General features: G+C 66.4%; 19 protein-coding genes. 17 read left to right on the plus strand and 2 right to left on the minus strand.

From position 1 onward, the window contains the following. Positions 1-2 precede the first annotated feature (2 nt). A complete protein-coding gene (locus tag QX010_RS17220) occupies positions 3-767 on the plus strand; it encodes a DsbA family protein (protein ID WP_316180758.1) in 765 nt (254 codons plus the stop codon). A 121-nt stretch (positions 768-888) separates the two neighbouring features. Here the strand turns inward: QX010_RS17220 and QX010_RS17225 are convergent, their stop codons facing one another. Then, positions 889-1557 (minus strand): GntR family transcriptional regulator, encoded by a 669-nt coding sequence (locus QX010_RS17225; protein ID WP_316180759.1) that lies wholly within the window; start codon positions 1555-1557, stop codon positions 889-891. Between the two features lie 180 nt (positions 1558-1737). Between QX010_RS17225 and tcuA the strand changes: the two genes are divergently transcribed. The 10 genes from tcuA (at position 1738) to aat (ending at position 11780) form a co-directional block, all read left to right on the plus strand. Beyond that, positions 1738-3153, plus strand: a complete 1416-nt coding sequence (gene tcuA, locus QX010_RS17230) for an FAD-dependent tricarballylate dehydrogenase TcuA (RefSeq protein ID WP_316180761.1) — start codon at positions 1738-1740, stop codon at positions 3151-3153. Beyond that, complete coding sequence (gene tcuB / locus QX010_RS17235; RefSeq protein WP_316180763.1) at positions 3140-4237, plus strand: tricarballylate utilization 4Fe-4S protein TcuB; 1098 nt, start codon at positions 3140-3142, stop codon at positions 4235-4237. Before tcuA ends, tcuB begins: the two co-directional genes overlap by 14 nt. Positions 4238-4410: 173 nt before the next feature. Beyond that, complete coding sequence (locus QX010_RS17240; protein WP_316180765.1) at positions 4411-5169, plus strand: DUF1236 domain-containing protein; 759 nt, start codon at positions 4411-4413, stop codon at positions 5167-5169. Positions 5170-5433: 264 nt separating this feature from the next. After that, entirely contained in the window at positions 5434-5913 is a 480-nt protein-coding gene (aroQ, locus tag QX010_RS17245; RefSeq protein WP_315800163.1) for a type II 3-dehydroquinate dehydratase, read from the plus strand. 51 nt (positions 5914-5964) lie between these two features. After that, the gene (gene accB / locus QX010_RS17250) at positions 5965-6450 is read left to right on the plus strand and encodes an acetyl-CoA carboxylase biotin carboxyl carrier protein (protein WP_315800164.1); all 486 of its coding nucleotides are present in this window, start codon (positions 5965-5967) and stop codon (positions 6448-6450) included. An 83-nt stretch (positions 6451-6533) separates the two neighbouring features. Beyond that, positions 6534-7883, plus strand: coding sequence for an acetyl-CoA carboxylase biotin carboxylase subunit (gene accC / locus QX010_RS17255; protein WP_315800165.1), 1350 nt, complete (start codon positions 6534-6536; stop codon positions 7881-7883). A 117-nt stretch (positions 7884-8000) separates the two neighbouring features. Next, positions 8001-9521 carry a sensor histidine kinase gene (locus tag QX010_RS17260; protein WP_316180767.1) on the plus strand — a complete coding sequence of 507 codons (1521 nt, stop codon included), beginning with the start codon at positions 8001-8003 and terminating at the stop codon, positions 9519-9521. After that, complete coding sequence (locus QX010_RS17265; protein WP_172109443.1) at positions 9518-9955, plus strand: response regulator; 438 nt, start codon at positions 9518-9520, stop codon at positions 9953-9955. The genes QX010_RS17260 and QX010_RS17265 overlap by 4 nt, the downstream gene beginning before the upstream one ends. After that, a complete protein-coding gene (locus QX010_RS17270; RefSeq protein ID WP_316180770.1) occupies positions 9952-11040 on the plus strand; it encodes a sensor histidine kinase in 1089 nt (362 codons plus the stop codon). Before QX010_RS17265 ends, QX010_RS17270 begins: the two co-directional genes overlap by 4 nt. A 59-nt stretch (positions 11041-11099) precedes the next feature. Continuing rightward, a complete protein-coding gene (gene aat / locus QX010_RS17275; RefSeq protein ID WP_316180771.1) occupies positions 11100-11780 on the plus strand; it encodes a leucyl/phenylalanyl-tRNA--protein transferase in 681 nt (226 codons plus the stop codon). Positions 11781-11787: 7 nt separating this feature from the next. Here the strand turns inward: aat and QX010_RS17280 are convergent, their stop codons facing one another. Next, positions 11788-12774, minus strand: coding sequence for a DUF2155 domain-containing protein (locus QX010_RS17280; RefSeq protein WP_316180773.1), 987 nt, complete (start codon positions 12772-12774; stop codon positions 11788-11790). A 212-nt stretch (positions 12775-12986) separates the two neighbouring features. Between QX010_RS17280 and QX010_RS17285 the strand changes: the two genes are divergently transcribed. From QX010_RS17285 to QX010_RS17310, 6 genes are all read left to right on the plus strand, one after another. Continuing rightward, positions 12987-13760 (plus strand): SDR family NAD(P)-dependent oxidoreductase, encoded by a 774-nt coding sequence (locus QX010_RS17285; protein WP_316180775.1) that lies wholly within the window; start codon positions 12987-12989, stop codon positions 13758-13760. Positions 13761-13805: 45 nt separating this feature from the next. After that, complete coding sequence (locus QX010_RS17290; protein ID WP_315800171.1) at positions 13806-14768, plus strand: alpha/beta hydrolase; 963 nt, start codon at positions 13806-13808, stop codon at positions 14766-14768. A 181-nt stretch (positions 14769-14949) separates the two neighbouring features. Further along, the gene (locus QX010_RS17295) at positions 14950-15306 is read left to right on the plus strand and encodes a cupin domain-containing protein (protein WP_315800172.1); all 357 of its coding nucleotides are present in this window, start codon (positions 14950-14952) and stop codon (positions 15304-15306) included. Between the two features lie 72 nt (positions 15307-15378). Beyond that, the gene (locus QX010_RS17300; protein ID WP_316180778.1) at positions 15379-15714 is read left to right on the plus strand and encodes a hypothetical protein; all 336 of its coding nucleotides are present in this window, start codon (positions 15379-15381) and stop codon (positions 15712-15714) included. A gap of 182 nt (positions 15715-15896) precedes the next feature. Continuing rightward, on the plus strand, positions 15897-17063 hold the full coding sequence (locus QX010_RS17305) for an amino acid aminotransferase (RefSeq protein ID WP_316180780.1): 1167 nt from the start codon (positions 15897-15899) through the stop codon (positions 17061-17063). Positions 17064-17088: 25 nt separating this feature from the next. Continuing rightward, positions 17089-17703: a YitT family protein gene (locus QX010_RS17310; protein ID WP_315712219.1), complete on the plus strand. Its 615-nt coding sequence runs from the start codon at positions 17089-17091 to the stop codon at positions 17701-17703. The last annotated feature ends 217 nt before the right edge of the window (positions 17704-17920 follow it).

A 17920-nucleotide genomic window follows, 5' to 3' on the forward strand; every position in this document is an offset into this window, starting at 1 on the left:
TCATGCCGTCAGTCCGCACGCTCATTCCCGCGATGTTGCTCGCGCTTTCGCTCTGCGGCGTGCCTCAGCTCGCGTCGGCGGAGAGCTTCTCCGACAGCCAGCGGGGCGAGATCGAGACCATCGTCCGAAACTATTTGATCGCGCATCCCGAGGTGCTCGAAGAGGCGATGGCCGAGCTGCAGAAGCGTCAGACGGCGGCCGAGGCGGCCAAGCACGAGGCCAGCGTCAGCAAGAACGCCGAGACCATCTTCAACTCGCCGCGCGGCGTCGTGCTCGGCAACAAGGATGGCGACGTCACCTTCGTCGAGTTCTTCGATTACAATTGCGGCTACTGCAAGCGCGCGATGGCCGACATGATGGAGCTGATGAAGAGCGACCCGAAGCTGAAGGTCGTGCTCAAGGAATTTCCCGTGCTGAGCCAGGGCTCCGTCGAGGCCGCACAGGTCGCGGTTGCCGTTCGCATGCAGGCCCCGCAGAAATATCTCGACTTCCACCAGAAGCTGCTGGGCGGCCGCGGCCAAGCCGACAAGGCCCATGCGCTCGCCGTCGCCAAGGATCTCGGGCTCGACATGGCGCGCGTCGAGAAGGACATGGCGAGCCCCGAGGCCAAGGCGACGATCGAGGAAAACTTCAAGCTCGCCGAGGAGATGGGCATGAACGGGACGCCGAGCTACGTGATCGGCAAGCAGGTCGTGATCGGCGCCGTCGGCGTCGAGGGCCTGCGCGAGAAGATCAGCACGGCCCGCTGCGGCAAGGCGAGCTGCTGAGCATATCTGCCAAAGCGTCTCGCCATCATGGGATCAATCGAAGGCCGGCTGTCTCAGCCGGCCTTCTTCTTTGCCGTGAGCCGGTGAAGAAGCGACAGACCGGTGGCGGCAGCGCCCTCGCCTATCCCTTCAGCCTCATGCCGAGCCGGGTTCGAAGTGCCTCGCGGATGTGCCCGCGTGCAATCGCCTCTGCCCGATCGGGATCGCGGATCGCGATCGCCTCGATCAGCTCACCATGCTCGGCCGCGGCTGTTGCCGCACGTCCTTCGGCCGCAAACGTCGTGGTTCCCAGCAGCGCCGTCGCGACATGCATGTCCTCGAGGGCGGCGTCGAGATAGCGGTTGCGCGCGGCGCGCTGGATCGCACCGTGCATCAGCCGGTTCAGCCGCGCCAGCTCGGCGGCGTCCCCCGCGCTGACAAAGCTCGCATGAATGTCGCGGAGCGCCGCGACCTCGGCCGGCACGGCATACTGCGCGGCGAGCCGGGCCGCGGCGCCTTCGAGAATTTCCCGCATCGCGTACAGCTCGAGGACTTCGTTCTCGTCGAGACTGCGCACGATCAGGCCGCGTCCACCGGCCGGCTGCACCCACCCCTTGGCCACCAGCTTGCCGAAGGCCTCACGGACCGGCGTCCGGCTGACTTCCAGCTTCTGCGCCACCTCGTCCTCGCGCAGCCGGTCGCCGGAGCGGTAGACGCCATTCTCCAAGGCCCGGCACAGCGCGCGAAACACCGCCTCGCCGAGAGAGACATTGTCGCGATCGATGGTGAGCGTAGGGCTTCCTGAGGACATGGCTGCAATGTCTCACATGCGCGCGTGTGACGACACCATCTCTTGCATATTTTTGTATACAATAGTATACGAAATCATGTGCTGTTCGAACGGGTTTAAGCCCGGTTTCCATCCATCGACCGAGCCATTGCCGAGGGGGCGCGAGAACGTCCGCTCGCGGTATGACAGGACGAGCCGGATATGACGGCCGAGCATGCCATCGCTGAGCATCCGCGGGCCTATGATGTCGTGGTCGTCGGCGGCGGCAACGCGGCCCTCTGCGCCGCCATTGCGGCCCGGCGTGCCGGCGCATCGGTCATCGTGCTCGAAGCGGCCTCGAAGTTCTATCGCGGCGGCAATACGCGCCACACCCGCAACATGCGCTGCGCCCATGACGCGGCGACCGCGACGTTGAGCGGCCCCTACACCGAGGACGAGTTCTGGGACGATCTCCTGCGCGTCACCGAAGGCCAGACCAACGAGCAGCTGGCGCGCCTGATGATCCGCGAGTCCAAGGACATGCTCGACTGGATCGTCGAACAGGGCGTGCGTTTCCAGCCCTCGCTCGGCGGAACGCTGAGCCTGGGGCGGACCAACTCGTTCTTCCTGGGCGGCGGCCGGGCGATGCTCAATGCGCTGTATCTGACCGCCGTGCGGCTCGGCGTCGAGGTGCGCTACGAGGCCGAGGTGGTGGGGCTGGAGATCGACGGCAACCGCTTCCGCGCGGCGATCGTGCGGCACGGCGATGGCCGGATGCGCATCGCCGGCAGAGCGCTGGTGGCGGCTGCGGGCGGCTTCGAAGCCAATATCGACAAGCTGGTCGAGGGCTGGGGCGAGATCGCGCGCAACTTCCTGATCCGCGGCACGCCCAACAATCGCGGCACGGTGCTCGACATGCTGCTCGGCGCCGGCGTCGACAGCATCGGCGATCCGACCCAGTGCCACGCGGTGGCGATCGATGCGCGGGCCCCCAAATATGACGGCGGCATCATCACGCGGCTCGACTGCGTCGTGTTCGGCATCGTCGTCAACAACAACGCCGAGCGCTTCTACGACGAAGGCGAGGACGTCTGGCCGAAGCGCTACGCGATCTGGGGACGCCTCGTTGCTGCTCAGCCGGACCAGATCGCCTACATCATCTTCGACGCGAAATCGGCGAACCTGTTCATGCCGTCGCTCTACCCCGCGATCGAGGCGGCCAGCATCGCCGAGCTCGCTGGCAAGCTCGGCCTCGATCCGGACAGGCTGACCGCCACCGTCGCGCATTTCAACGCATCGGTGCGCGACGGACAATTCAATCCCGACATCCTCGACGATTGCCGCACCGAGAACCTGATGCCCCCGAAATCGCATTGGGCGCGCCGCATCGACAGCGGCCCCTACTATGCCTATCCGGTTCGGCCCGGCATTACCTTCACCTATCTCGGCGTGCGGGTCGATCACGCCGCAAAGATGATGATGAAGTCCGGCGGTCCCGCCGACAACATGTATGCCGCAGGCGAGATCATGGCCGGCAACGTGCTCGGCCGCGGCTATGCCGCAGGAATCGGCATGACGATCGGCAGCGTGTTCGGGCGCATCGCCGGCCGGGGAGCAGCGACACATGCAGCGCAGTGAGGCGTTGACCGAGGCGGATCGCCTGATGACGATCTGCAATTCCTGCCGCTATTGCGAGGGACTCTGCGCCGTGTTTCCGGCGATGGAGATGCGCCGCGCCTTCACGGGCGGCGACCTCAACTATCTCGCCAATCTCTGCCATGCCTGCGGCGCCTGCTACGTCGACTGCCAGTTCGCGCCGCCGCACGAGTTCGATGTTCGCGTCCCCTCCGTCTTGGCCCGGGTGCGGCACGAGAGCTATGCCGACTATGCCTGGCCGCGCGCGCTGGCGCCGCTGTTCAGGCGCAACGGCCTCGCGGTGTCGCTCATCGCGGTGATCAGCATGGCCGCGTTCATCCTCGGCATCGTGGCCTTCAACGATCCGGCCGCGGTGTTTGCAGGCCGGCACGGCCCCGGCTCGTTCTACGCGCTCATGCCCCACAACGCGATGGCACTGTTGTTCGGCGCAGCCTTCCTGTGGGCCATCATCGCCTTCATCATGGGCGCCCGGGCCTTCTGGAACGACATCGGCGAGCCGAGCTCGACCCTGACGCGGCCACGTCCACTGCTGCGCGCCGTCCGCGACGCAGCCAGCCTGCGCTATCTCGATGGCGGCGGCGTCGGCTGCTACAACGAGGACGAGCGGCCGCGCGACACCAGGCGGTTCTATCACCAGCTGACGTTCTGGGGCTTCATGCTCTGCGTCGCATCGACCAGCGTTGCGACGCTCTACCACTATCTTCTGCACCGTGAGGCGCCGTATCCATTTTGGGATCTGCCGGTCGTGCTCGGCACGCTCGGCGGATTGGGCATCGTGGTCGGCCCGCTCGGACTCTACACCGCCAAGCGCAGGCGTGAGCCTGCGATGATGGATGCGGGCAGCCGCGCCATGGACGTCGCGTTCCTGGCGATGCTCGTGCTCACCGGCGCAACCGGTCTCGCCCTCCTCTTGCTACGCGAGACCAGCACGATGGGCCTGCTGCTCGCGCTCCATCTCGGTGCGGTATTCGCGCTCTTCATCACGATGCCCTACGGCAAGTTCGTGCACGGCCTCTATCGATTCTTGGCTCTCGTCCGCTACGCGCGCGAACGTCACGGCGCGTAGCTCATGCGAGCGCGACTGATCGCCACGATGGTCATGCGGCGTTCATGACCCTGAGCATCCGTTCATAAGGTTGCGATCTGCGACATTTTTCCGGAACGATCGGAGACGCACGGAACGACTCCTACTTCCTGCCGTTGTCGGCGCGGGCAGTGCCAATACGAGGAGGATAGAGAATGACCAATCGCTTGATGGTATCAGTTGCTGCAATCGCGCTCCTGGCGGGTGCAGGTTTTGCTCATGCGCAAGGTGCCGGCGGTGCGGGCGGCGCAGCTGGACAGTCCGGCGGCGCAGCCATGCAGGGCGGTGCGACCGGTGGTGCTGCCAGCGGAGCATCGAGCGGCGGCATGAACGCGCCCGGCGGCGCGATGCATCGCGACAGCGCCTCGCCTGCGGCCGGCGGCGCGTCCGACATGCGCTCCAGTCAATCGGAACAGAAGCCCGGTGCGACCAAGAGCCAGCACGCCGAGGACGGCATGAAGGGCCCGGCCACCAAGGGCGCGAGCACCGAGAGCGACAGCAAGGGCGGCGCCAAGAACATGAAGGCCGAAGGTCGCGAGGGTCGCGACAACAACATGAAGGCCGAGGGTCGCGACAGCAAGACCGGCACCAGCACCAATGCCGAAACCAAGACCGGCACCGAGCGTTCGCAGACCACCACCGGACAGGCCGGCGCCGCTGCCAAGCTCACCACCGAGCAGCGCACCAAGATCACCACGGTGATCCGCAGCCAGCGCGTCGAGCCGGTGACCAACGTCAACTTCAACATTTCCGTCGGCACAAGGGTGCCGCGCGAGGTTCACTTCCACCCGCTCCCGACCGAAGTCGTGACGATCTATCCGGAGTGGCGCGGATATGACTTCATCCTGGTTCGCGAGCAGATCGTCGTGATCGATCCTCACACCTACGAGATCGTCGCGGTTCTCAACGTCTGATCCCGACCAGGCAGGCGACGAGAACGAGGGGCGGGCAGCAATGCCCGCCCCAACCTATTGCGCAAAGCGCGCGCGGGAGCCATCACACGCAACGCGTGCAGTCCCGTGGACAAAGCCGGTTGTTCAGCAATTTCGTACTCTTAAGACGGTTTTTTCGTGTGACGGACCAAGCCTCGGTCAGCCTACCCGGCTGCCGAAAGGCTTCCCCTTGGCGGCTTTGTTACCTATAACGCCGCCCACTGCCGCCACACCGCCGGGATGGGAATGGCCGACGCCGCGCACAACACGATCTATGTCCTCAACGGACCCAACCTCAACCTGTTGGGCACCCGCGAGCCGGAGACCTACGGCCATGCCACCCTGGCAGACGTGGAACGGCTGTGCGTCGAGACGGCCGCCCGCTTCGGCCTGACGGCGGAGTGCCGGCAGTCGAACCATGAGGGTGTGCTCGTCGATCACATCCATGAGGCCCGCAGCCGCGGTGTGGTCGGAATCATCCTCAATGCCGGCGCCTACTCTCATACCTCCATTGCCCTGCACGACGCGCTGATGGGGGTGAAGATTCCCACCGTCGAAGTGCACATCAGCAACATCCACGCCCGCGAGAGCTTCCGGCACCATTCTTTCACCGCGAAGGCCGCGTTTGCCTCGATCTGCGGCTTCGGCATCGACGGCTACCGGCTGGCGATTACCGGCCTCGCCGCCAAGATCGGCGCCAAAGCCGTCACGCAGACCGACATCTAGCGCAAGCCTGACGTCACAGTCCTCACGCATCCCAACGTTCCGGATCAGATCATGGCGCCCCAGCCCGACGACAAGACCATCGCGAAATCCGAAGACAGCCAGCTCATTCGCGAGCTCGCAGCGCTGCTGGATGAGACCAGCCTGACCGAGATCGAGCTGGAGCGTGCCGGCCTTCGCATCCGCGTTGCCCGCAACGTGACCGTTGCGGCGGCCGTCCATTCGGCCATCGGAGCCGCCACCGCTGGCGTTCCCGTGGTCGCGGCCGCCACCGCGGCAGCCGCCGGCGCGGACTTGTCAAAACATCCCGGCGTGGTGCCCTCGCCCATGGTCGGCACCGCCTACTGGGCGCCCGAGCCCGGCGCCAAGCCGTTCGTCGAGGTCGGCTCCAAGGTCTCGGTCGGCCAGACCCTGATGATCATCGAGGCCATGAAGACGATGAACCAGATCCCGTCGCCGCGCGCCGGCACGGTGACGCAGATCCTGGTCGAGGACGGCCAGCCCGTGGAGTTCGGCGAGCCGCTCGTCATCATCGAATAAGCGCGACTAGCGGACGGCGACGAGCGAATGGTCCGCCATTCCACGTCCGCCGCTCACTACTCGCCACTCGCGCCCGAGGCACAATGTTCGACAAGATCCTCATCGCCAATCGCGGCGAAATCGCCCTTCGCATCCTCAGGGCCTGCAAGGAGCTCGGCATCTCCACCGTCGCGGTGCATTCCACCGCCGACGCCGATGCGATGCATGTCCGTCTCGCCGATGAAAGCGTCTGCATCGGGCCGCCGCCGTCGAAGGACAGCTATCTCAACATCCCCGCCCTGCTCGCCGCCTGTGAAATCACCGGCGCCGACGCCGTGCATCCCGGCTACGGCTTCCTGTCGGAGAACGCGCGCTTCGCCGAGATTCTTGCGGACCACAATCTGCATTTCATCGGGCCGAAGGCGGAGCACATCCGCCTGATGGGCGACAAGATCGAGGCCAAGAAGACGGCCAAGCGGTTGGGTATTCCGGTGGTGCCCGGCTCCGACGGTGCGGTGACGCCCGACCAGGACGCTATGGCGATCGCCAAGGAGATCGGCTTCCCGGTGCTGGTCAAGGCCGCCGCCGGCGGCGGCGGCCGCGGCATGAAGGTCGCCCACACCGAGGCCGATCTGCAGCTGGCGCTGACCACAGCGGCCAACGAGGCGAGATCGGCGTTCGGCGACGCCTCGGTCTATCTGGAGAAGTATCTGCAGAAGCCGCGCCACATCGAGATCCAGGTGCTCGGCGACGGCCGCGGCGGCGCCATCCATCTCGGCGAGCGCGACTGCTCGCTGCAGCGCCGCCACCAGAAGGTCTGGGAGGAAGGCCCCTCCCCGGTGCTCGATGCGGCCGCACGCGCCAAGATCGGCAATACCGTCGCCAAGGCGATGCAGGAGCTGAAATATATCGGCGTCGGCACCATCGAATTCCTCTACGAGGACGGCGAGTTCTATTTCATCGAAATGAACACGCGCATCCAGGTCGAGCATCCCGTCACCGAGATGATCACCGGGATCGATCTCGTGCTGGAACAGATCCGCATCGCCGCCGGCGGCGACCTGCCGATGAGCCAGGACCAGGTCGTCATCAACGGCCACTCGATCGAGTGCCGCGTCAACGCAGAGAACCCGGTCAGCTTCCGGCCCTCGCCCGGCAAGATCCAGCAGTACCATCCGCCCGGCGGCCTCGGGGTCCGCATCGATTCCGCCGTCTACCAGGGCTATGTGATCCCGCCCTATTACGACTCGCTGGTCGGCAAGCTCATCGTCCACGGCAAGAGCCGGGTCGAGTGCCTGATGCGGCTGCGGCGCGCGCTGGACGAGATGGTGGTCGACGGCATCGAGACCACGCTGCCGCTGTTCCGCGCCCTGGTCCGCGAGCCCGCGATCATCGACGGCGACTATCACATCCACTGGCTCGAGCAGTATCTGGCCGGCCAGAAGACCGACTGAGCGGCCGCATTCAGAAAACTGTCATCCGAAGCGGAACCATCCGGCCGCAGCCGCGTTCTGATGGGTCGGATCAGTTCCGCCAGGGGGCAGTGATTTTCAACGACGTGCGAGTATGCGGTGGCGCCTGAGGTGAGACGAAGGCGCACGCTGGGACAGGTCCTGCTGCTGTCAGCGGGCTTCCTCGTGCTTGTCGCGGTCAGCACGGCGTCGGTTCTGCTGGTCAACAAGGCCCGCAGCGACAGCGCCTGGGTGGTGCACACCGTCGAGGCCGAGAACCAGATCAACGCCCTGCTGCTCGAGGTGCGGCGCGCCGAGAGCGCAGCGCGGGCCTACCTTCTCACCCAGGGACAGGAGTTCCTCAGCGACCACGAGGCGGCCGTGGCGGCGATCGGGCCGGTGCTCGAGAAGCTCCATGGGCTGGTGGCGGACAACCCCGCCCAGGTTGAAAATCTCGCCGCGCTGCGCAGCGTGATCGAGACCCGGCTGTCGCAATTCGACCGCGAAAAGCTGCTGGTCGCGCGCGGCGACCTCGCCGCCGCGATCGCCCTGGTCCGCGACGCGGGCTCGACCAGCAGCAGCAAGACCATGCGCGACACCGCCGAGGCGATGCGTCTCGAGGAGGAGCGGCTGCTGGCGCTGCGGACCGCCAATGCCGATGCCAGCCAGCGGCTCGCCGCCATCGTCACCATCACCGGCTCGGCGCTGGTCGTCGTGCTCGCCATCATCTCGGTGCTGCTGGTGCGCCGCTCGACCCGCGCGCGCGACGATGCCGAGGCACAGCTGCGCGAGAGCAATCTCAATCTGGAAGCCACCGTCGACGAGCGCACCGCCGATCTGCGCGAGGCCAATGAGGAGATCCAGCGCTTCGCCTATATCGTGAGCCACGACCTGCGCTCGCCGCTGGTCAACATCATGGGCTTCACCAGCGAGCTCGACGAACTGCGCAACGATATCTTCCGGCGCATCGCGACGCTGGCGCGGGCGGCCTCCGACGCGCCGCCGCCGGCGGAAGGCACCGAGCCCGAGCTCGAAGGCGCCGACCAGCAGCTGTCGGAGGATTTCACCGAGGCGCTCGGCTTCATCAAATCCTCGATCGCCAAGATGGACCGGCTGATCTCGGCCATCCTCAACCTGACCCGCGAGGGCCGCCGCGAGTTCGTGCCGGTGCGGATCGATACGCGCGAGCTGATCGAGGGCATCGTCTCGACCCTGGCGCATCAGGCGGCCGAAACCGACACCACCATCCGCGTGGAACCGCTGCCGGCCATCGTCAGCGACCGTCTGGCGCTAGAGCAGATCTTCTCCAACCTGATCGACAACGCCATCAAATATCTCAAGCCGGGCGTTCCCGGCGACATCGCCATTCGCGCCCGCACCAAGCTCGGTTTCGCCATCTTCGAGATCACGGACAACGGCCGGGGGATTGATCCCCGGGATCATCAACGTATCTTTGATCTGTTCCGCCGCGCCGGGACCCAGGACCGTCCGGGTCAGGGGATTGGATTGGCGCATGTCCGCGCGCTGGTGCGCCGGCTCGGCGGAACCATGTCGGTCGCGTCGGAGCTCGACCAGGGCAGCACGTTCACCATCACGCTCCCGATCAACTGGAACGCCTCAAACCGGAATTCAGACCGATGACCATGCCCGTGACGATCATCATGATCGAGGACGACGAAGGCCACGCCCGCCTGATCGAGCGCAACATCCGCCGGTCCGGCGTCAACAACGAGATCAAGCCGTTCACCAATGGTACAGATGCCGTGAAGTATCTGCTGGGTGCTGACGGCACCGGCCTCGATCACAAGGGGCACGCATTGCTGATCCTGCTCGACCTGAACCTGCCGGACATGACCGGCATCGACATCCTGAAGATGGTCAAGCAGAACAGCTTCCTGAAGAGCGCGCCCGTGGTCATCCTCACCACGACCGACGACTCGCAGGAGATCAAGCGGTGCTACGAACTCGGCTGCAACGTCTACATCACCAAGCCGGTCAACTACGAAAGCTTCGCCAACGCCATTCGCCAACTCGGCCTGTTCTTCTCCGTCATCCAGGTTCCGCCCGCCGCATGAGCTCCGCCGCCCCCACGCTGCTCTACATTGACGACGACGCGGCGCTGGCGCGGCTGGTGGAGCGCGGGCTCAAGCGCCTGGGCTTCACGGTGGAACACGCGAGCGACGGCAGCGCGGGCTTGCAGCGGCTGGAGCGCGGCGGCATCGACGTCGTGGCGCTCGACCAGTACATGCCAGGCTTCGACGGGCTCGAGACGCTGGAGCGCATCATGGCGCTGCCCGAACCACCGCCGGTGGTGTTCGTCACTGCCTCACAGGATTCCAAGATCGCGGTCACGGCCCTGAAGGCGGGCGCGGCCGACTACCTCGTCAAGGACGTGCAGGGCGAGTTCATCCCGCTGCTGCAGGTCGCAGCCGAAGGCGCGGTGCGGCAGGCACGGCTGCAGAAGGCGCGCGACGAGGCCGAGGCCGAGGTGCGGGCGTCACGCGACCGCTACGCGGCGCTGGCCGCCGAGCGCGAGGTCCTGCTGCGCGAGGTCAATCACCGCGTCGGCAATTCGCTCCAGATCATCGCCTCGCTGCTGCATCTTCAGGCCAACTCCAGCAATCAGGACGACGTCAAGGCGGCGCTGACCAACGCCATGGGCCGCGTCGCCGCCGTGGCACAGGTGCATCGCCGCCTCTACACGTCCCAGGACCTCAAGAGCGTGCTGCTCAACCAGTACCTGGATTCGCTGCTCGACGACCTCCGCCGCTCGGCCGAGGGCAACCGGATGTCGCGGCTGACCCTGAAGGCGGAGCCGGTCGAGATCGACCCGGATCGCGCGGTCGCGATCGGCATCGTCGTCAACGAGCTGGTCATGAACGCGGTCAAATACGCCTATCCCGACGGCCCTGGCCCGATCCATGTCGAGCTGAAGCTCGCGGGTGAGGACATCATGCTGTGGATCGCCGACAACGGGGTCGGCCTCAACGCGACCAGCGACCCGCGCTCGACCGGCATGGGCCAGCGCATCGTCAGCGCCATGGCGACCAAGCTCGATGCCAGCGTCGGCCCGGACCCGAACCATGCCGGCACCAAGATCGTCGTCCGATTCCGCTTCGAAAAGCATGCTCCCAAGCCCGCTTCTGCCGCGGTCGGTTGAGCTGGCGCGGACGGAACGCGACCATCGCGCGGCCGACGTCGGCCTGCTATGCTGATCTCATGAATACGCGCGACTCCGCAGCGTCAGAGATCACGCCCGAGGTCCTGCTGCGTGCCTATGCCTGCGGCATCTTCCCGATGGCCGAAAGCGCCGACGACCCGACCTTGTTCTGGGTCGAGCCGGAGCTGCGCGGCGTCATTCCGCTCGACGGCTTTCGCGTCGCCTCGCGCCTGGCGCGCACGGTCCGGTCGAATGCCTTCACCGTGACGGTGAACCAGGCCTTCAAGGCGGTGATGGATGGCTGCGCCGCGCCGCAGCCCGGCCGCGAGGACACCTGGATCAACAAGCGCATCCGCGAGCTCTATAGCGGCCTCCACGCGCTCGGCCATTGCCACAGCGTCGAATGCTGGCAGGATGGCGAGCTGGTCGGCGGCCTCTACGGAGTCAGCCTGGGCCGCGCCTTCTTCGGCGAGAGCATGTTTCACCGCACCCGCGACGCCTCGAAGGTCGCGCTGGTGCATCTCGTCGCGCGGCTGATCGCCGGCGGCTTCGAGCTGCTCGACACCCAATACGTCACCGAGCACCTCAAGACCTTCGGCGCCCTCGAGATCCCGCGCCGGCGCTACACCGTGCTGCTCGAAAAGGCCCTGAGGGGGCCGGCCGCCAATTTCGCCAGGCTGGCGGTTGATCGGCCGATCTCAGGCGCCGAGGCACTCGCGATCATCGCCGCGCGCGGCTGAGCGCCGGTTATCTGAACACTCCGCCGAACGGTCCGCCCGCCTGGGGCGGCGGCGGTGGTGGCGGCACCTGCTGGGTCTGATACTGCTGCGGCGGCGGTGGCGACCTGGGCGCCGCCTGCCGCTGCTGCGGCGGACGCTTTTGCGCAGGCTGCGGCGCCGCGGCCGGCTTCTGATCCGGCGCGGCGCTGACGACCGTGGTCTGCGGCTCTTTGCAGTCGACCAGCCAGATGTCGTAGATCGGGTGCTCGACGCCGTGCAGGCCGGGGCTGGCCGCGAACATCCAGCCCGAGAAGATGCGCTTCACCTCGCCCTGCAAGGTGATCTCGTCGACCTCCACGAATGCGTCGGTGTTGGCGGCCTCGGTGGCCGGCCGCGTGTAGCAGGCATCGGTTTTCACCCGCAGGGCGCCGAACTGCACGGTCTCGCCGATTTCCTCGTCGAAATTGATGATGCGGCCGGTGATCTTGTCGAGCCCGGAGAAGCTCGCCTTCTTGTTGACGATCTTCTGCGCCGGCGGTTCGGTCACGACCTCGTCGCCCGGCTGGATGGTGGCCGGGGTTTGCGGTACCGCGCCGTTCGGCGGGATCGCCGCATTCTGGGGTGCGCCGCGTGGCGGCGCCTGCCGCTGACCGGGCGCACCCCCCGGCTGGCCGGGCGGCGGCACGGCCGCGACCGGAGGATTGTTCTGTGGCAGGATCGTCGTTCCCGGCGGCGGCGCCAGCGGCTGGGATTGGACCGGACCCGGCAGGGCGGCGCCCTGCCCTGGCGGCGGCCGGGTCGGCGCCGGCAGCACCCGGCCCTGCGGCAGCTCGGGGATCTCCTCCTCTTCCTCGGGAGGCGGAATCGGCTCGCCACGGCGCGGAATGTTGCCCGGCGGGCGCGGAACCGGATCGGAGAAAATAGTACCGATCTGCGCGCGCGCCGGCACGGACAGCGTGAGGGATGTGGCGGCCAGCAATGCCGCGATACCGGTCAGGACGATTGTTCGGTGCATCTCGCGCGGCTTTATCAGGCGAATCGGGGTTCGGGACAATCAAATCGCGTCATGACCCATCCGCCGCTCTCGATCAGCCCTCCCGTTAACATGCCGAATACGGCGGGGAAAGGGCGAGCTGCCAGCACGCCGCGTGCTGGTCAGCCGGTTCATCCAATGAGATAGTCGTGATCAAGAGCCGGACGGAACCGGCGTCAAAGGGAAGGAAACCGATGTCTGATTCGATCCGTCTCGACGGCCGGGTGGCCGTCGTTACCGGCGCGGCCGGCGTCATCGGCGCCGCGACCATGCGGCTGCTGGCCGCGCGGGGCGCCCGCATCGTCGCCGTCGACCGGCGCGAGGCCGATCTCGCCGCCGCGACGGCCGGCCTGCCCGCAAGCGCCGAGACCTTCGCCGTGGCCGCCGACGTCACCGACGAGGACCAGGTCGCGGCCTATGTCCGACAGGCCTGCAATCGGTTCGGCACCATCGACGTGTTCTTCAACAATGCCGGCATCGAAGGCGAGATCAAGCCGATCACGGCGTATCCGCTGGAGGCGTTCCGCCGCGTGCTCGACGTCAACGTGGTCGGGGTCTTTCTCGGCCTCAAGCACGTGCTGCCGGTGATGCTGAAGCAGAACCGCGGCTCGATCATCAACACCGCCTCGATCGCCGGCCTGATCGGCTCGCCACAGATCGCGGTCTACAGCGCCAGCAAGCACGCGGTGATCGGCCTGACCAAGAGCGCATCGTGGGAATGCACCGGCACCAATGTGCGCGTGAACTGCATCTGCCCCGGGCTGATCGAGAGCCGCATGCTGAGCGCGATCATCGAAGGGCGCAGCGGCGCTCCCGTGCCGGCCGACAAGGTCGTCGACCGCGTCCCCGCGCGCCGGCTCGGCCAGGGCGCGGAGGTCGCCGCGATCGTCGCCTTCCTCGCCTCCGATGATGCGAGCTACGTCTCCGGCGCAGCCTACACCGTCGATGGCGGCCGCACCGCCGCCTGACGTCCCTTCCACTCGACCGTCTTTTCAACCCGACAGGTTTTTGCAATGCCCGTGCAACTCGATGCCGATGCCGCTGCCGTCTACAAGGCATTTCAGGAGGCCGGTCGGCCGGCCTATGAGACGCTGACACCGCAGGAGGCGCGGGACTACTACCTGGCCGCGCGCGTCGTCAGCAATCCCGAGCCGCCCGAGCTTGCGGAGGTCAAGGACCTCGCCATCCCTGCCCCGCATGGCGCAATCCCGGCCCGGCTCTATCGGCCAAAAACGGTGCGGCAGACCAACGGTCTTGCGCCGGGATTGGTGTTCTATCACGGCGGCGGCTGGGTGATCGGCAATCTGGACTCGCACGACGTGGTCTGCCGCGCGCTGGCGCACGAAGGCGAACTGATCGTGATCTCTGTCGATTACCGCCTCGCGCCCGAGCACAAGTTTCCGGCCGCGGTCGACGACGCCGCCGCGGCCATACGATGGATCGCCGACAATGCCGCCGCGCTCGGCATCGATGCAGCCAGGCTCAGCGTCGGCGGCGATTCCGCCGGCGGCAATCTCGCCGCCGTCGTCGCGCTCTCGGCGCGTGACGGCAAGGGCCCGAAGCTCTCAGGCCAGGTGCTGATCTATCCGGCCACCGACTTTTCGATGAGCCATCCCTCGCACAGCGAGCCCGAGACCAGCGTGCTGCTGACGCATTCGGTGATCCGCTGGTTTCGCGACCATTATCTCAACAGTGCCGCCGACATCCATGATTGGCGGGCCTCGCCGGCAAAGGCGGAAACCCTGGTCGGGCTCCCGCCGGCTTATGTGCTCACCGCAGGCGCCGATCCGCTGCGCGACGAAGGCGACGATTACGCGCGGCGCTTGCGCGAGGCCGGCGTGCCGGTGACCTATCGGACGCATCCCGGCCAGTTCCACGGCTTCTTCACCATGGGCAAGCTGCTCGACCAGGCCAATGTCGCGGCGCGCGACATCGGCGTCTGGCTGAAGCAGCTCGATCGGCCCGGCGGCATCTGAGCGTTACCGCGCTGAGCTCGGAACACAACGACCCGCGAGTTCGCGGGTCGCGCTCACATGCGGTCGAAGTCGTCTCGTGTGAGATCGGCTTGCTCGCGCTCGAGCAACAGCTACATCCCGTGCAAACCAGCCGGGACGACCGGACAGCCACATCTCATTCCTCGCAGCAGGAGACTCGCGCATGAAGACCGTGAACCTCGCCGACAAGCTGAGCCAATTCTCAGGCCATTGGGACCCGCACGTGGTCGCGGACTACAACGACAATGACGTGATGGTCGTGAAGTTCATGGGAGAATTCCCGTTCCACAAGCATGACACGACGGATGACTTCTTCCTCGTCCTGGAAGGCGAGATGGAAATGGATATCGAAGGTCAGCCCTCGCGAACGGTGAAGGCCGGCGAGTTGTTCGTTGTTCCCAGAGGCGTCGTCCATCGGCCGCGCGCGGCCAAAGAGGTCAAGGTGCTCCTGATCGAACCCAAGGGCGAACCGAACTCAGGCGACTCCGACCGGGTGCCCGCGCCCAAACCGCGCATCTGACTCGCCGAAAGACGTCAGAGCTTCGGGACTCCGCGAGTTTGAGATATCATTCGGAGCGGACAGGTGAGCAGGATGAACATGGAGCCAACTCTGGAGATTGCGCTGGCTTGGTTCAAGCCCGAGGAGTGGGATGATATCAGGCGTATCTGCCCAGATCTGCACGATACCTACGAAGAATGGCTGCCCAGCGTTCAGGAGGTCATCGACACGATCGGCGATCGTCCAGACCAGCGTGTCGTGAAGGTGATCCTGACCGCCGCCGAGCTTCGGACATGGCAGCGTGCGACCGGACGCAAAGTCGATGGCAGGGTTCGCTCCCAGCTTGCCGCCAAGCGCGCGAGCAGGATCCGCAACGAGTCCCCACAGCCGTCTCCCGAGCCTCGTTCTGGCTCAGACGGCAGTCGCTGACGCTTGTCGCTCAGGTAGGCCAGGGCCAGTTCTGAGGGCGCAACGGCCGCCCATGCAGCTGACGAAGCGGAGCATCGCCGAAATGTCCGCTGTTTTTGCGCTGCAACCAAGATAGTGTCCCGTCGCCCGCAAGGACGGCCCATGGCCGTCTGGCGAGACCATCCTCCAATAGGATCGCCCCGATGTTCGACCGCTTGACCCACCAACCCGATGACCCCCTGCTCGCTCTGATCGGCATCTTCAAGGCTGATCCGAGAGCGGACAAGGTCGATCTGGGCGTCGGCGTGTATCGTGACGAGGCCGGCCATTCGCCGATCTTCCGCGCTGTGAAAGCTGCCGAGCGCATCATCTGGGAGAGCCAGGACAGCAAGAGCTATGTGGCGCCGGAAGGCGACCAGGCATTCCTCGACCTGCTGTGGTCGATGGTCGGCGGCACGGCCTTGCCGGTCCACGCCGCCGGCGTGCAGACGCCGGGCGGCTCCGGCGCCTTGCGCCTCGCAGCCGATCTGGTTCGCCAGGCCGGCACCGGCAAGATCTGGCTCGGCCTGCCGAGCTGGCCCAACCATGCCGGCATCTTCGCCGCGGCCGGGCTCGAGATCGAGACCTATCCCTACTTCGACGTGCCCTCGCAGACGCTGCAGCTCGACCGCATGCTGGAGGCACTGCAGCGCGCCGCGCCCGGCGACGCCGTCCTGATCCACGCCTCCTGCCACAATCCCACCGGTGCCCCGCTGCGCGCGGAGGATTGGGCGCGCATCACCGCCGTGATCGCCGCGCGCGGGCTCGTGCCGCTGATCGATTCCGCCTACCAGGGATTCGGCGCCGGGCTCGAAGGTGACGCCGCCGGCCTGCGGACGATGATCGCGGCCGTCCCCGAGGCGCTCGTGGCCGTGTCGTGCTCGAAGTCCTTCGGGCTCTATCGTGAGCGCACCGGCGCGCTCTATGCCGTCGCGACGTCGCAGGCAGCCGCCGACACCGCGCGCTCCAATCTCGTCGCGATCGCGCGCACCAGCTACTCGATGCCGCCGGACCATGGTTCGGCGATCGTGAAGACCATTCTCGACAGCTCCGATCTGCGACGCGACTGGAGCGAGGAGCTCGAGTCGATGCGGCTCCGCCTGGCGAGCCTGCGGCGCGGCTTTGCCGAGGCGCTCGGCGGGCGCTGGTCCAACACGATCGCGATCGGCGTCCAGGAAGGCATGTTCTCGCTGCTGCCGGTGACGCCGGCCGAGGTCATGGCCTTGCGCGAAAAGCACGGCGTGTACATGCCGACCTCGGGCCGCATCAACATCGCAGGCCTGAAGCTCGCCGACGTCTCGCGCGTCGCCGGCCTGTTCAAGTCGCTTTGAGCCATCGCCTGCAAGGACCAAGGCCGTGACCGAGATCGTCGCTCAGGAGCGGCACAAGCTCTACGAGGACGCGATGGCGCTGACGCTGGGCACGCTGTTCGTGTCGCTCGGCATGCTCATCTACAGCAAGACGGTGCTGCTGGTCGGCAGCACCGCCGGCCTGTCGCTGCTGTTGAGCTACATCAGCGGCTATGGCTTCGGCGTCAGCTTCTTCCTGATCAATCTGCCGTTCTATGCGTTGGCCGTCCGGCGCATGGGCTGGCCATTCACGATCCGGACCTTCGTCGCGGTCGGGCTCGTCGCGCTGTTCTCACGGCTGACGACGTCATGGATCGACATCAGCCATATCGATCCGATCTATGCCACGGTGATCGGCGCCGGCCTGACCGGGACCGGTCTGCTGATGCTGTTCCGGCATCGCACCGGGCTCGGCGGGATCAACATCCTGGCGCTGTATCTGCAGGAGCACTGGAAGATCCGCGCCGGCTATTTCCAGCTCGCCGTCGACTTCCTCATCATGATCGCCGCGTTCTTCGTCATCCCGGTCAACCGTCTGGCGCTGTCGATCCTGGGCATCGTGATCGTCAACGTCATCATCGCGATCAACCACAAGCCCGGGCGCTATATGGCGCTGAGCTGAGCCGCCGGATTTCCAAGCGCAAGGTCGATCGCACCTGGCCGGCTCGGCCGCGACACGCGCCGGGTGCCGCATGGGTGCGCTGCACCTTGCCAGACGGCGCATTCCATGGGATGAAAGCTCTGGTATGCCAGCAACCGAGGCAATGGGTTACCGCCTCCGTCCGCCCCTGCGGGGCGCCTGACGGACTCTTCGGTCCGGCTGGATCACCAATAAGAAA

This window comes from Bradyrhizobium sp. SZCCHNRI1009 (assembly GCF_032487575.1).
Taxonomy (GTDB): domain Bacteria; phylum Pseudomonadota; class Alphaproteobacteria; order Rhizobiales; family Xanthobacteraceae; genus Bradyrhizobium.

What these genes read in the sequence shown, in the direction of transcription:
- QX010_RS17285 (WP_316180775.1), top strand. Translation starts at nt 12,987, where the DNA reads ATGTCTGATTCGATCCGTCTCGACGGCCGGGTGGCCGTCGTTACCGGC.
- tcuA (WP_316180761.1), top strand. Translation starts at nt 1,738, where the DNA reads ATGACGGCCGAGCATGCCATCGCTGAGCATCCGCGGGCCTATGATGTC.
- QX010_RS17220 (WP_316180758.1), top strand. Translation starts at nt 3, where the DNA reads ATGCCGTCAGTCCGCACGCTCATTCCCGCGATGTTGCTCGCGCTTTCG.
- QX010_RS17300 (WP_316180778.1), top strand. Translation starts at nt 15,379, where the DNA reads ATGAACATGGAGCCAACTCTGGAGATTGCGCTGGCTTGGTTCAAGCCC.
- tcuB (WP_316180763.1), top strand. Translation starts at nt 3,140, where the DNA reads ATGCAGCGCAGTGAGGCGTTGACCGAGGCGGATCGCCTGATGACGATC.
- QX010_RS17305 (WP_316180780.1), top strand. Translation starts at nt 15,897, where the DNA reads ATGTTCGACCGCTTGACCCACCAACCCGATGACCCCCTGCTCGCTCTG.
- aat (WP_316180771.1), top strand. Translation starts at nt 11,100, where the DNA reads ATGAATACGCGCGACTCCGCAGCGTCAGAGATCACGCCCGAGGTCCTG.
- QX010_RS17265 (WP_172109443.1), top strand. Translation starts at nt 9,518, where the DNA reads ATGACCATGCCCGTGACGATCATCATGATCGAGGACGACGAAGGCCAC.
- QX010_RS17280 (WP_316180773.1), bottom strand. Translation starts at nt 12,774, where the DNA reads ATGCACCGAACAATCGTCCTGACCGGTATCGCGGCATTGCTGGCCGCC.
- QX010_RS17225 (WP_316180759.1), bottom strand. Translation starts at nt 1,557, where the DNA reads ATGTCCTCAGGAAGCCCTACGCTCACCATCGATCGCGACAATGTCTCT.
- QX010_RS17295 (WP_315800172.1), top strand. Translation starts at nt 14,950, where the DNA reads ATGAAGACCGTGAACCTCGCCGACAAGCTGAGCCAATTCTCAGGCCAT.
- QX010_RS17240 (WP_316180765.1), top strand. Translation starts at nt 4,411, where the DNA reads ATGACCAATCGCTTGATGGTATCAGTTGCTGCAATCGCGCTCCTGGCG.
- QX010_RS17290 (WP_315800171.1), top strand. Translation starts at nt 13,806, where the DNA reads ATGCCCGTGCAACTCGATGCCGATGCCGCTGCCGTCTACAAGGCATTT.
- QX010_RS17270 (WP_316180770.1), top strand. Translation starts at nt 9,952, where the DNA reads ATGAGCTCCGCCGCCCCCACGCTGCTCTACATTGACGACGACGCGGCG.
- aroQ (WP_315800163.1), top strand. Translation starts at nt 5,434, where the DNA reads ATGGCCGACGCCGCGCACAACACGATCTATGTCCTCAACGGACCCAAC.
- accC (WP_315800165.1), top strand. Translation starts at nt 6,534, where the DNA reads ATGTTCGACAAGATCCTCATCGCCAATCGCGGCGAAATCGCCCTTCGC.
- accB (WP_315800164.1), top strand. Translation starts at nt 5,965, where the DNA reads ATGGCGCCCCAGCCCGACGACAAGACCATCGCGAAATCCGAAGACAGC.